Origin of the sequence: Aeromonas sp. 603607 (assembly GCF_049171595.1) — a bacterium.
GTDB classification, from domain to species: Bacteria; Pseudomonadota; Gammaproteobacteria; order Enterobacterales; family Aeromonadaceae; genus Aeromonas; species Aeromonas veronii.
Window position 1 is genome coordinate 64052 of the sequence record NZ_JAAKOV010000013.1, and the last position, 12691, is coordinate 76742.

Below are 12691 nucleotides of genomic sequence, written 5' to 3' on the forward strand. Positions count from 1 at the left end.
GCGGCCCAGCCCGCATTTCCCTTCGTTTCTATCCACTTTCGGCCTGATGGCCACTACAGGTACTCATGATGTTTGTCCTGATTGCATCGCTTGTTTTCTGTCTGCTCTGTTTTGCCCTGACCCGGATTCCCTCTACTGTGCCGCTCTCGCGCAAGGTACTTGCGGGTCTGCTGCTTGGCGCCCTGTTCGGGCTGGCGCTGCAATTGGGGTGGGGCGCCGATGATGCCGGCGTCCAGCAGACCCTGGAGTGGGTCAATATCATCGGCGGTGGCTATGTCAGTCTGCTCAAGGTGGTGATGATGCCGCTGGTGTTCACTTCCATCCTCTCCGCCATCAACAAGCTGGAGCAGGCCCAGTCCCTTGGCAAGATCAGCGCCGTGCTGATCGGCTCCATGCTGACGTTGGTGATGATCGCCGGTGTGGTGGGGATGACCATTACCCACCTGAGCGGTCTCACCGCAGCCGGGTTGTTGAGTCACGGTAGCGACAGCGCCACCCTGCAACAGAGCATGAGCACCATCGACAGTGCCCAGACTCTGCCTGCCCTGCTGCTCTCGCTGGTGCCCACCAACTTTGCCGCCGATATGGCGGGTAGCCGTAGCCTCTCGGTGATCGGGGTGGTGATCTTCACCGTGTTGGCCGGGGTTGCTCTGCTCCAGATGAAGGCGGAGCACCCGGAGGCGGGTGCTCGCGCCGCCGTGGCCATCGACACCCTGCAGTTGTGGGTGATGAAGATGGTGCGGGTGGTGATTGCGCTCACCCCTTATGGCGTGATGGCGCTGATCGCCCGGGTGGTGGCCCACTATCCCCTGAGCGAGATCCTCAGCCTGCTCGGCTTTATTCTGGTCTGCTACGTCGCCATTCTGGCGATGTTTGCGGTACACATGGTGATCCTGCTGCTGATCGGCCAGAACCCGCTGCACTATCTGCGGGAAGTGTGGGGTGTGCTCACCTTCGCTTTTGTCTCCCGCAGCAGCGCCGCCTCCATCCCCCTCAGCATCGAGACCCAGCAGCGCCTTGGGGTGCCCGCCAGCATCGCCAACTTTGCCGCCTCGTTCGGTGCCAATTTGGGGCAGAACGGTTGTGCTGGCATCTATCCGGCCATGATGGTGGCGATGATTGCCCCCATGCTCGGCATCAACCCGTTTGATCCCCTGTTCCTGCTCACCCTGCTGCCGGTCATTGCGCTGGGCTCCATCGGGGTGGCCGGCGTCGGCGGTGGCGGCACCTTCGCCGCGCTGATCGTGCTCTCCACCCTCAACTTCCCCATCGCGCTGGTGGGGGTGATGATCGCCATCGAGCCGCTGGTGGATATGGGCCGTACCGCTCTCAACGTCAACGGCTCCATCATGGCGGCGATGATCACCAAGCGGTTGCTGGGCAAGCAGCAGCTGGCCAACGTGGAGACGATGCAGACGCAGGCCGCCAGCTAACCCCGAGAGTTGTCCAATATGAAAGAAGCCCGCAGTTGCGGGCTTCTTTTATGTCGACTGTATTACCTTATGAGCAGACGCGCTTACTCGGCAGAGACGGGGTAACCGGCCCCTTTCCAGGCGAAGATGCCGCCCGGCACCCGATAGACCTGCTGATAGCCCTGAGTCACCGCCCAGGCGGCGGCATTGTGGCTGCGGCCGCACTTGACGAAGCCGCAGTAGATCACCACCGGGCGGGACTTGTCTTCACCCAGCAGTGCCTGGAACTGTTCCGCCGTGCCGCTTCCCTCGACGATCTCGCTCCAGTTGTCACCAGCCTTGGCCTCTTTCACAAAGGCAAAGTTCTTGGCGCCCGGGATGTGCTCCTTCTTGTAGGAGTCCTCATAGGGCATGGTGTCGATGATCACCAGCTCCTCGCCCTTGTCCATCCGGGTTTTCAGCTCGGCCACGGTCAGCAGCTGATAGCCCCCCTGCTGCGCTTCCTGTGCCAGCTGTACAGCCGATTGTTCCAGCTTCACCTCCTGCTCGAACTGGTTGTCGCCACAGCCCGCGAGGGCAAAGCTGGCGGCGATCAGCGAGGCCAGCAGAGTGCGGGATCGCAATGTCATCATGTCACTACTCCTTTGGAACGGGAAAAACGGGGCGGGAAGTTCGCAGCAGGGCGCCCGCAAGCGTCAGTAGCAGCAGATCCCGCACAATGGCCTCCGGCAACGAGCTGAGATCAGCCCTGCCCAGACAGCCGCAAGAGATGTCGAGCCCGATGGCAACGCCATAGCCCAACACCGGAATAAACAGGGCGAGCAGCCCGATCACCAGCCAGAGCCCCCAGCGCCGGTTGGCGATCACCGCGAGGCCTGCGCAGAGCTCAAGGGCAATCAGCCCCCAGGCGGCGAACGGGATCAGCGGTGGCCAGAGCAGGCCAAAGGCGCCGATCTGCTCGATGAACAGGGCGGGGGAGGCCAGCTTGAACCCGGCAGAGGCGAGGAAGAATCCCCCCAGCGCCAGATTGGCCAGCATGCGCAACAACGCAGGCATTTCCTACCTCTTTATAGAGAGGGGTAAATTCTAACAATTCCCGATTGAGCCGCAATGACTAAACCCATGCCAAACAAGATAAATCTCGATTTTGCGAGACAGTGACCAGAATGGGGGCGCTAGACCCTGATGGTGGCGGTTGTGGAGGCGGGTTGTTGTGGCTGTGTCGATTGCTCCCTGTTGTGCTGGTGGGTCAGCAGTTCGGCAGCCAGCTCGATGGCCCGCTCGAGCAGTAGCAGCAGGCTGTCGACCGTCAGATGATCGAGCCACTCGCGGGCCCAGATTAGGGTCTCTCCCTGCTCGGTCTGATCCAGCAGAAACACCGGCTCGTCGCCAAGGTGGTTTAGCAGGGGCGTGTTGGGCATGGCGTGGCCCGGTAGCAGCAGATAGATCACCAGATGGCCCTCATCCTCTGCCAGCGTCAGCACCAGCTCGTCGTTGATGGCGAGGGTGGTGGCTGTCTGTCCGGCCACCGGAAGCGGAAATCCAAGTTGTGTGTACAGGGCGGTAATGAGAGCGTGATACATGGCCAAACCTCGGGCAGGGGGAGAGTGACACCCTATGCGGCTGATCGGTGGCTGCTTATCACTTGTCGTCATTTTTTTAGCGTTTTTGGTCGGCGGGGCGAGTGGTTGTGCCGAAATTGTGAGCTGACAGACATCTTTTACGGGTCAGTCCGAATCCTAAAAAAGCGGGACCATCGCTGACAGGGTGACAAGGGGGGGGGCGTACGCTGAGGATCCTCTCTCTCATCAACGCAGGTTTCTTGTCATGAAAATTGCCTCCCCGGATATCGATGTAAGCCGTCATCAGCAGACAACTCCTGATGCCACACCATCAGCTACTGCCCGCCTTGGCAACGCCAGATTACGGCTGCTGGATGCCGGTAGCCGTGAGTTCGATAGGGCGATCCGCCGTGGTATTGGCCATCGGCAGAGCCCGGAACTTAAGGCGGTCAAGCAGGCCGTGCGGCACTATCAGGCCCAGTCAACGCCTTCACTTGCCGGGTTGGCGAAGATCGAACAGGCGCTGCAGTTCTGGATCGACTCGGGCAAGAACCGCTCCCGTCAGCAGGATCCCGTGTTGCAAAAACTGGTCGATGACATCGCTGTCCGCCGTCAGGCGTTGGCACAGGGTGGCAAGCCTCCCTCATTTCAGCTGGCGTGGGTCTGCAACGAGCAGGGGAGGGTCAATCAGCCTATCGAGAGTAACCAGCAGATCCGCCAGTGGTGCAGCGAGTTGGCTCGCCTGCAACAGGAGGGGGCCAACGACCTGTTCAAGCAGGAGCTGCAAGGGGGACTAGACCTGATGTTCGGGGTGAGTGAGGGGATGATGGCGCGACGGCTGGAGCGGGCGCCGACCCGTGAAGAGGTCGCAGCAAGCCACGAGTGGCAGCTGTTTTGCGGGACCTTGCGTCAGGCTCTGCCCGCACTGGGTGAGCTCAAGCCGCAAGCCACTGCCGAGGAGAATGGTCGCGATATCCTGTTGACCCACAGTCAGTTGCTGGAGCTCGGCCACCTCAAGGAGGTTCTGGATCTCAGCATTCAGCAGCAGGTGAGCAAGCAGGGGGAGATTGGCCTGCTCAGGACCGAGCTGCTGACCGCGCTGGTGGATGGACTGGATGAGCCCTGGCTTGAGCGCGAGGCGCAGGAGAAGGCGCTCTGGCAGGGAGAGGCCGCATCAGGCAAGCACTATCAGAGTGGTGTACGGGCCGAGCTCAAGAGCCCTCTCTCTGCGGCCAGCAAGGAGCTGAAACCGGGTGAGCCCGTGAGCCACAAGGCCTTTGGCGGGCTCGGACTGGTCAGTGCCAGTGCGCTGGTGGAGGCTTTCGCCAAGATCGAAATTGGCAAGTGGGAGGGGCGTCGTGACACGCCGGTAGGAGAGTTTGCCGGCAAGGTGGCTCTGACCCAGGAGAACAAGGCGAGTGCCAAGGCCGAGCTGGTGATTGGCAAGGCGGAGGGCTCATTGGTGTTCAATCCGGTGAACAAGATCGTCAATGATACCGACGGATCGCGTTACACACCGGGGCCCCATGACCTTAGTCTGCTGCGCATCGGGGCCAGTGCCGAGCTGGTGAGCAGGCTGGGGCTGTCGGTGGAGGGGAGCTGGACTATCGGCAACCTGCTTAACGCCAAGCTGGCAGGCTCTGCCGAGGTGGTCGCCAATGCCAAGCTGGAGGCCGGTGCTGCGGCTATCATGACCCCAAATGGGCCAGTGGTCAGCGTGACGGCCAACGCCTCGGCCTTTGCTGGTATGAAAGCTGAGGGGAGTGCCCAGCTCAATCTGCTCAAGAGTCAGTATGCGGATGCCTATAGCCTTTCGGCCAAGGTACGCGCCTCCGCCAATCTGGGTGTCGGTGCATCGGCCGGTGCCACTGCGGCTTTCGGGCCACAGGGAGCCAAGTTTCATACTACCCTTGGCGTGACACTGGGGGGGGGCCGATGTCGGTTGGGAGGGCGGAGTCAACGCCATGGCAACCAAGGCGTATGCACTGGAGCTGGCCGCTCGTGCGGTAAGCAACTTTGATCAGCGCAAAGGGGAGCAACTAGATGGACTGGCGATGGCGGCAGGGAATGAAAACCGTCTCTTCGAACTGGCCCAGCGGGTCGATAACCGGATTGTCACTCTCGCCACCCAGTTGGATGAACTGCAGCTGGCGGCCAGCGAGAACCGGATCCGGATGCAGGAGAGCCTGATCGATCCCGATCTCGCGGCTGGTCGCACCGCCATGGCGCAGGCTATCGACGATGCCTTCGGTCAGGAGCGGGTCGATGAGCAGGGTGGCGTCACGGTTCCCGAGCGGGCCGCCGAGCGCAACGAAAAGCTTGAGCTCACCGCCCGGCTGCTAAAGGATCACGCTATCCGGGTCTAAGTCATCCCGAGGTGGGCCGGACAATGAAAACGGGCACCGCGAGGTGCCCGTTCTGGTCATCAGTGGCGCAGGCCGGTGCCGCGGGAGATGAGCCACCAGGCGATACCGTAGAGGGCCACGATAAAGCCGATGATGATGAGGTAGGCGGTGCCGAGCGGCACGTCGGAGATGCCGAGGAAGCCGTAACGGAACGCGTTCACCATGTAGATGATGGGGTTCACCTGGGAGACTCCCTGCCAGAAGGGGGGCAGCAGGCTGATGGAGTAGAACACCCCGCCCAGATAGGTGAGCGGCGTCAGCACGAAGGTGGGTATGATGCTGATGTCGTCGAAGGTCTTGGCAAACACCGCGTTGATAAGGCCCCCAAGCGAGAAGAGGATGGCGGTCAGCAGCACGGTCACGCAGACGCTGAACAGATGGTGGATCTGCAGCGGCACGAAGAACAGCGACACCAGGGTGACAATGAGGCCGACACAGAGGCCGCGCGCCACGCCACCGCCCACGTAACCGGCGATGATGACGTAGTTGGGCACCGGCGCGACCAGCATCTCCTCGATATTGCGCTGGAACTTGGCGCTGAAGAAGGAGGAGGCGACGTTGGAGTAGGAGTTGGTGATCACCGACATCATGATGAGGCCGGGCACGATGAACTCCATGTAGGTGAAGCCACCCATGTCACCGATGCGCGAACCGATCAGGTTGCCGAAGATGACGAAGTAGAGGCTCATGGTGATGGCCGGTGGTACCAGGGTCTGGATCCAGATCCGGGTAAAGCGGCTCACCTCCTTGGCCAGAATGCTCTTGAAGGCGATGTAATAGATGGCCAGATTCATGCTTTTCTCCCCTCTTCGACCAGATTGACGAACAGCTCTTCCAGCCGGTTGGCTTTGTTTCGCATGCTCACGACCTGCACCTGCTGGTTCGACAACTGCTCGAACAAGCTGTTGAGTGACTGGCTCTTGTCGAGATCCACCTCAAGAGTGCGCTCATCCGGCATACGGCCGTTGAACTCTGGCACCTCGGGTACGGCAGAACCTGGCGCAAGGTCGAGCAGGAAGGTCTCGCGACCCAGCTTGCCCAGCAGATTCTTCATGCTGGTGTTCTCGATCAGACGACCCTTGTCGATGATGCCGATGTTGCGGCAGAGCATCTCCGCCTCTTCCAGATAGTGGGTGGTGAGAATAATAGTGACGCCCTGCTCGTTGAGATCCTTGAGGAAGGTCCACATGGAGCGGCGAATCTCGATATCGACCCCGGCGGTCGGTTCATCGAGGATCAGCAGTTTGGGTTCGTGCATCAGGGCGCGGGCGATCATCAGACGGCGCTTCATGCCGCCTGAGAGGGTGCGGGCAGGCATGTCGCGCTTCTCCCACAGATCGAGCTGGCGCAGGTACTTCTCGGCGCGGATCTTGGCTTCCGCCTTGGGCACGCCGTAGAAACCGGCCTGATGGGTGACAATCTGGATCACCTTCTCGAACTGGCTGAAGTTGAACTCCTGCGGCACCAGTCCGAGCTGGGCCTTGGCCTGTTCGAGATCGCTGTCGATGTCGTAGCCAAACACCTTCACCTTCCCGGCGCTCTTGTTCACCAGCGAGCTGATGACGCCGATGGTGGTGGACTTGCCCGCGCCGTTCGGGCCGAGCAGGGCGAAGAAATCCCCCTGCCTGACGGTAAGATCGATGCCTTTAAGGGCTTCGACGCCCCCCTGATAGGTCTTTTTCAGGCCGCTGATTTCCAGTGCGTTCATTGCAACCTCTGTGATGGTTGAATCCGGCTCGATACAGAAAAGGCGGCCAAGGCCGCCTGCACAGAGTAAAGGGCGCAAGGCCGCTTCACCCGTGATATTCCTGAACCTGGCTTACTCCTGGGGTACCACTTTGCCGATAAACGGCAGGTTGCGGTACTTCTGGGCGTAGTCGATGCCACAGCCGACCACGAATTCGTCCGGAATGGCGAAGCCAATCCAGTCGACCGGCACCTGCACTTCGCGGCGGGAGGGTTTGTCCAGCAGAGTGCAGATGGCCAGGGATTTTGGCTCGCGCAGGGAGAGGATCTCGCGCACCTTGTTGAGGGTGTAACCGGTGTCGATGATGTCTTCCACGATCACCACATCCTTGCCCTTGATGTCGTCGTCCAGGTCTTTGAGGATGCGGACGTCACGGGTGCTGTGCATGCCGGAGCCGTAGCTGGAGGCGGTCATGAAGTCCAGGGTGATGGGCAGCTGGCACTGGCGGCAGAGATCGGCCAGGAAGATGCAGGAACCGCGCAGCAGCGCAATCATCACGACTTCGTCAGAACCCTGATAGCGGGCGGTGATCTCTTCACCCAATTTGGCGATCCGGGCGGCTACTTCAGCCTCGGAGATCATCACCTCGACGGTGTGTTTCATCACTTACTCCCATAAGGCCAAAGGGGATTTGGCCGTTCATGAATATCAAAACCGATGATTCTACCACTCATGTTGAAGGGTGCTAGAGATACGTGGTGCTTTTATCGGCTTATTTTAATTGATAGAGTTAGCAGGCACTCAGGCATGATTAGTTAAAATACTATAAACACCATAATCAATAACTATTAGATGATAAAAACTATGGAACCACGCGCAGAAATAAGACGTCGTACCCGGCTGTCGCCGGAAGCTCGTCGCTCCCAATTGATGGAATGTGCCATCGAGGTGTTCTCCCGTCGCGGCATTGGCCGTGCAGGTCACGCCGAGATAGCCGAACAGGCCAAGGTCTCTGTGGCTACCGTCTTCAACTATTTCAACACCCGCGAGGAGTTGGTAGATGAGGTGCTGGCCGAGATCGAACGCTTTGTGAACCAGATGCTGTCGCAGGCATACGGTGACCAGGGCTCCATTTTCGACAAGATCCAGCGTCATGTACGCCTCTCTGTCGATGCCGCCTACGATCAACCGGATTATGCCGGTATCTGGCTGGAGTGGAGCTCATCGGTTCGGGAAGAGGTATGGCCCCGCTATACCCGGCTGCTCGATCACTGCCTTGAGCTGATCGCCAGCGAGCTGCAAACCGCCATGGATGCAGGGGAGATCACCAGCGTGCTGTCAGCACAGGATCTGGCCCGCTCTTTGACCGGTTTTGGCTATGTGATGATGCAGATGATCAATCAACCTCAGCGCCCGGCGCGCCAAGAGGTGACTGATTTCCTGTTCAAGTACGTGACGGCGCCAATTCAGGCTCGCTAACACGACTTAACGAAAAAACGGCGTCACTCATTGAGTGGCGCCGTTTTTTTATGGCCGAATGTGGCGGTCACCTCAATGGTGGCCATAGCCCCAGCGGTGGGTCAGCTCATGCTCGACACCCAGATGATCGAGGATGCGGGCCACCATAAAGTCCACCAGATCCTCGATACTTTTCGGCTCATGATAGAAACCGGGCGCTGCAGGCATGATGGTCACCCCGAGCCGTGCCAGTTTCAGCATGTTCTCCAGATGGATCGCCGAGAAGGGGGTTTCGCGGGGCACCAGGATCAGCTGGCCGCGCTCCTTGATCACCACATCCGCCGCTCGTTCCAGCAGGTTGTCGGAGGTGCCGTTGGCAATGGCCGAGACGGTGCCCATGGAGCAGGGGCAGACCACCATCTGTTTGGGGGCGGCCGAACCGGAGGCGACCGGCGAGAACCACTCCTCCTTGCCGCAGGCGACAATCTGCCCCTCCTTGGCGCCATATTGGCGGCAGAGGTACGCCGACAGTTCTTTCGGCGAGCCGGGCCAATCCTGCTGCTGCTCAGTCTTGAGTACCACACGAGCCGCCGATGAGGCGAGCAGATAGACCCTATAGTCCGCCTGCACCAGACACTGGAGCAGGCGCAGGGCGTAGGGGGCGCCGGAGGCACCGGTCAGCGCCAGGGTGATTGCTTTGTTCATAGTTCGCCGTGGTAATCCTTGAGGCGGGCGATCAGCTTGTCATGAATACCGCCGAAGCCGCCGTTGCTCATGATCAGAATATGGTCGCCATCGCGGCTCTCGGCTACCAACCGGTTGATCAAGGTCTCCAGATCGTTGAATACCTTGGCCGGTCGGGTCATATGGGCCGTCACCTCGCCGAGATCCCAGCCGATGTTGGGGGGCTGGAAGAAGAACACCTCGTCGGCACCATCGAAACAGCCAGCCAGCTCCTCCTTGTGAACCCCCAACTTCATGGTGTTGGAGCGTGGCTCCAGCACCGCCAGAATACGTGAGCCGCCTACCTTGGCGCGCAGGCCGCCGAGGGTGGTCTCGATGGCGGTGGGGTGGTGGGCGAAGTCGTCATAGACGCTGATGCCCGCCACTTCGCCCTTGAGCTCCATCCGCCGTTTGGGGGATTTGAACTGGCAGAGGGCGGCGATGCCATGATCCACCATCACGCCAGCGTGGCGGGCGGCAGCGATGGCCATCAGACCGTTGTTGACGTTGTGCTCGCCGATACACTCCCAGTGCACCTCGCCCTGTTTTTCGCCATCCAGCCACACCTCGAAGGCGGAGCCGTCATCGGCCAGCTTGACCGCCTTCCACTTGGCGTCGTTCTGACCCACCAGCTCCACTTCGCTCCAGCAGCCCATCTTGCGCACGGCGGTGAGGTTGTCATCGGCTTGCGGGAACAGCACCCGGCCGTTGCTCGGTACGGTGCGCATCAGGTGGTGGAACTGGCGCTGGATCGCGGCGAGATCCGGGAAGATATCCGCGTGGTCAAACTCCAGATTGTTCATCACCAGGGTGCGCGGATGGTAGTGGACGAACTTGGAGCGTTTGTCGAAGAAGGCGCAGTCATACTCGTCCGCTTCGATGACAAAGAAGGGGGCGGAGCCGAGACGGGCGGAGACCGGGAAGTTGCCCGGCACGCCGCCAATAAGGAAACCGGGCTCCAGTTTGGCGTACTCCAGCACCCAGGCCAGCATGCTGGCGGTGGTGGTCTTGCCGTGGGTGCCGGCAACGGCCAGCACCCAGCGATCCAGCAGCACGTGCTCCAGCAGCCACTGGGGGCCGGAGATGTAGGGCAAATTGCGGTCCAGCACATATTCAACACAGGGGTTGCCGCGGCTCATGGCGTTGCCGATCACCACCAGATCCGGCGCCGGATCGAGTTGGGAGGGGTCATAGCCTTCGGTCAGTTCGATGCCTTGCTGCTCGAGCTGGGTGCTCATGGGGGGATAGACGTTGGCATCGGAGCCGGTAACGCGATAGCCAAGCTGTTTTGCCAACACCGCCAGACCACCCATAAAGGTGCCGCAGATCCCGAGAATGTGAATATGCATACCGCTTCCTTTCGCAGTAAAGGGAAGTGCGCATTCTAGGGTGTGTTGCGGTGGTGGCACAAGCCGCACTCATGGTGAGAGGCCTACAGATGCAGCACTGGAGGCAGAAATCTTGGCGCTGTTGGGATATGCGAGATTGGAATGGGCTGAAAGGCTTTATTTGAGACTTGATGTTGTGTCGCACTTTCTTACAATTCTTCGGTTTTGTGACGCACGCTACAGTTTTACGATATCGCCCTTTTCCAAAGGAGAGTCCCCATGGGCAAGTTCCTGCTTTGCTATCTGGTCGGTGGTCTGGTGGCCATCAGTTGGGCTGCGCTGCCCGCTCATGGTCCCTGGGATCAGTGGGACCTCACGATTTTTCACACCGTTAACGGCTGGCTCGGGCAGTCGGCTCTGTGGGCCGATCTGGTGGCTATCACCAATAACCGGCTGTTCGATTTGGCGGTGTTGGCCTGTATGGGGCTGATCCTGGCCCGATGTTTCTTTGCACGGGATCTGGCAGGTCGTCGCCAACTGGTGGCGATGGGGATAGTGATGCTGCTGAGTGCACTGGTGATCAACCAGCTTGGCCACCGATTGCCGGTGGAGCGACCCAGCCCGACCCTGATGGTGGCCGATGCGCTGCGGGTGACCCAGATCAGTGCTATTCCGACCAAGGACTCTTCCGGTGACAGCTTCCCCGGGGATCACGCCCTGTTTCTGATGATCTTCGCCGGCTACGCCTTGCGTTATCTGCCGCGCTGGGCGGGAGTCACCGCATTGCTGATGGTGCCGATCTTTTCCACTCCGCGCATTCTGGCTGGCGCCCACTGGTTTACCGATGTCTACGTCGGCGCACTGGGGCTGGCGACCCTCTGTCTGCCCTGGCTGCTGTTGACCCCGCTGGCGGATCGGCTGATAGAGCGCATTTCCCCCCGATTGGCCCGTGTGCCGCTGCTGCGCAGTCAGACCCACTGATTGAACGTCGCAAAATAAAACGCCCCGACATGAAAATGTCGGGGCGTTTGTTATCCACCCGCTAGATCATCAGCCTTGATAACCGTTCGGGTTGTTGCTTTGCCAGCGCCAGGTATCGACCATCATCTGCTCCAGACCGCGTTCTGCCTGCCAGCCCAGCTCGGCACGGGCCAGCGTCGGCTCTGCCCAGCACTCGGCGATGTCGCCCGGGCGACGGGGTTTGATCTGGTAGGGAATGGGTCGGCCGCTGGCAGCTTCAAACGCCTTGACCATCTCCAGTACCGAGTAGCCCTGACCTGTGCCCAGGTTGTAGGTGAAGACACCGGTGTCGCTCTTGATGCGCGCCAGTGCTTTCAGGTGGCCGATGGCGAGATCCACCACATGGATGTAGTCACGTACGCCGGTGCCATCCGGGGTCGGGTAGTCGTTGCCAAATACCCCCAGCTCCTTGAGCTTGCCGACACCCACCTGGCTGATATAGGGCAGCAGGTTGTTGGGGATGCCGTTGGGATCTTCACCAATCAGGCCGCTCTCGTGGGCGCCGACCGGGTTGAAGTAACGCAGCAGTACGATAGCCCAGCGGGGATCGGATTTGGCGAGATCACGGAGGATCTCCTCCACCATCAGCTTGGAGCGACCATAGGGGTTGGTGGCGCTGGTGGGGAAATCTTCCCGCAGCGGTACCGAAGCGGGATCGCCATAGACGGTGGCCGAGGAGCTGAATACCAGCCGGAAAACGCCAGCCCTGGCCATCTCTTCGCACAGCACCAGAGTGCCGCTGATGTTGTTCTGGTAGTAGGTGAGTGGGATCTGGCTCGACTCCCCGACCGCCTTGAGACCGGCGAAGTGGATGACCGATTCGATCTGGTGGTTGGCGAACAGCTGCTGCAGGCAGGCTCTGTCCAGCACATCCCCTTCGACGAAGGTGACCGGCTTGCCGGTGATCTGCTCGACCCGCTTGAGTGACTCCGGTGAGGAGTTGGAGAGGTTGTCGAGTACCACGACCTGCTGCCCCGCGCCCAGCAGCTCAACCAGGGTGTGGGAGCCGATATAGCCAGCGCCGCCTGTGACCAGTATTGTCATTTTTTTATCCCGTGTTCTGGTGAAACTGGGGCAGAGTCTAGCGCCCCTGTCT

General features: G+C 60.3%; 14 protein-coding genes. 5 read left to right on the forward strand and 9 right to left on the reverse strand.

Going from position 1 to position 12691, the window contains the following annotated elements; all coding sequences use genetic code 11:
* Positions 1-68 precede the first annotated feature (68 nt).
* Complete coding sequence (locus G5315_RS13470) at positions 69-1433, forward strand: cation:dicarboxylate symporter family transporter (RefSeq protein ID WP_421333198.1); 1365 nt, start codon at positions 69-71, stop codon at positions 1431-1433.
* A gap of 83 nt (positions 1434-1516) precedes the next feature.
* Here G5315_RS13470 and G5315_RS13475 read toward each other — a convergent pair whose 3' ends face one another.
* The 3 genes from G5315_RS13475 to G5315_RS13485 form a co-directional block, all read right to left on the reverse strand.
* Positions 1517-2044 (reverse strand): rhodanese-like domain-containing protein, encoded by a 528-nt coding sequence (locus G5315_RS13475; protein WP_227341382.1) that lies wholly within the window; start codon positions 2042-2044, stop codon positions 1517-1519.
* Positions 2045-2048: 4 nt separating this feature from the next.
* Positions 2049-2468 carry a MauE/DoxX family redox-associated membrane protein gene (locus G5315_RS13480; RefSeq protein ID WP_227341381.1) on the reverse strand — a complete coding sequence of 140 codons (420 nt, stop codon included), beginning with the start codon at positions 2466-2468 and terminating at the stop codon, positions 2049-2051.
* Positions 2469-2587: 119 nt separating this feature from the next.
* Positions 2588-2995, reverse strand: coding sequence for a hypothetical protein (locus G5315_RS13485; RefSeq protein WP_421333199.1), 408 nt, complete (start codon positions 2993-2995; stop codon positions 2588-2590).
* Positions 2996-3239: 244 nt separating this feature from the next.
* Here G5315_RS13485 and G5315_RS13490 point away from each other — a divergent pair, with 244 nt between their 5' ends.
* The gene (locus G5315_RS13490; RefSeq protein WP_227341379.1) at positions 3240-4994 is read left to right on the forward strand and encodes a hypothetical protein; all 1755 of its coding nucleotides are present in this window, start codon (positions 3240-3242) and stop codon (positions 4992-4994) included.
* Entirely contained in the window at positions 4939-5340 is a 402-nt protein-coding gene (locus tag G5315_RS13495) for a hypothetical protein (protein ID WP_227341378.1), read from the forward strand. Before G5315_RS13490 ends, G5315_RS13495 begins: the two co-directional genes overlap by 56 nt.
* Positions 5341-5399: 59 nt before the next feature.
* Here the strand turns inward: G5315_RS13495 and G5315_RS13500 are convergent, their stop codons facing one another.
* The 3 genes from G5315_RS13500 to hpt all read right to left on the reverse strand — a co-directional run bounded on the left by G5315_RS13500 (position 5400) and on the right by hpt (position 7729).
* On the reverse strand, positions 5400-6173 hold the full coding sequence (locus G5315_RS13500; protein ID WP_005362866.1) for an ABC transporter permease: 774 nt from the start codon (positions 6171-6173) through the stop codon (positions 5400-5402).
* On the reverse strand, positions 6170-7087 hold the full coding sequence (locus G5315_RS13505) for an ABC transporter ATP-binding protein (protein ID WP_005354634.1): 918 nt from the start codon (positions 7085-7087) through the stop codon (positions 6170-6172). Before G5315_RS13505 ends, G5315_RS13500 begins: the two co-directional genes overlap by 4 nt.
* Before the next feature lie 111 nt (positions 7088-7198).
* Entirely contained in the window at positions 7199-7729 is a 531-nt protein-coding gene (gene hpt / locus G5315_RS13510; RefSeq protein ID WP_005335618.1) for a hypoxanthine phosphoribosyltransferase, read from the reverse strand.
* A 201-nt stretch (positions 7730-7930) separates the two neighbouring features.
* On the opposite strand from hpt, the gene G5315_RS13515 reads away from it, so the two are divergent.
* Entirely contained in the window at positions 7931-8545 is a 615-nt protein-coding gene (locus tag G5315_RS13515; protein WP_042079938.1) for a TetR/AcrR family transcriptional regulator, read from the forward strand.
* 72 nt (positions 8546-8617) lie between these two features.
* Here the strand turns inward: G5315_RS13515 and G5315_RS13520 are convergent, their stop codons facing one another.
* Both G5315_RS13520 and mpl read right to left on the reverse strand, forming a co-directional pair.
* On the reverse strand, positions 8618-9229 hold the full coding sequence (locus tag G5315_RS13520; RefSeq protein WP_047437825.1) for a flavin prenyltransferase UbiX: 612 nt from the start codon (positions 9227-9229) through the stop codon (positions 8618-8620).
* Positions 9226-10596 (reverse strand): UDP-N-acetylmuramate:L-alanyl-gamma-D-glutamyl-meso-diaminopimelate ligase, encoded by a 1371-nt coding sequence (gene mpl / locus G5315_RS13525; protein WP_421333200.1) that lies wholly within the window; start codon positions 10594-10596, stop codon positions 9226-9228. Before mpl ends, G5315_RS13520 begins: the two co-directional genes overlap by 4 nt.
* Positions 10597-10854: 258 nt before the next feature.
* Between mpl and G5315_RS13530 the strand changes: the two genes are divergently transcribed.
* A complete protein-coding gene (locus G5315_RS13530) occupies positions 10855-11556 on the forward strand; it encodes a phosphatase PAP2 family protein (protein WP_266135260.1) in 702 nt (233 codons plus the stop codon).
* Positions 11557-11625: 69 nt separating this feature from the next.
* On the opposite strand, the gene galE is transcribed toward G5315_RS13530, so the two are convergent.
* Positions 11626-12639, reverse strand: a complete 1014-nt coding sequence (gene galE / locus G5315_RS13535; protein WP_040097369.1) for a UDP-glucose 4-epimerase GalE — start codon at positions 12637-12639, stop codon at positions 11626-11628.
* Positions 12640-12691 lie beyond the last annotated feature (52 nt).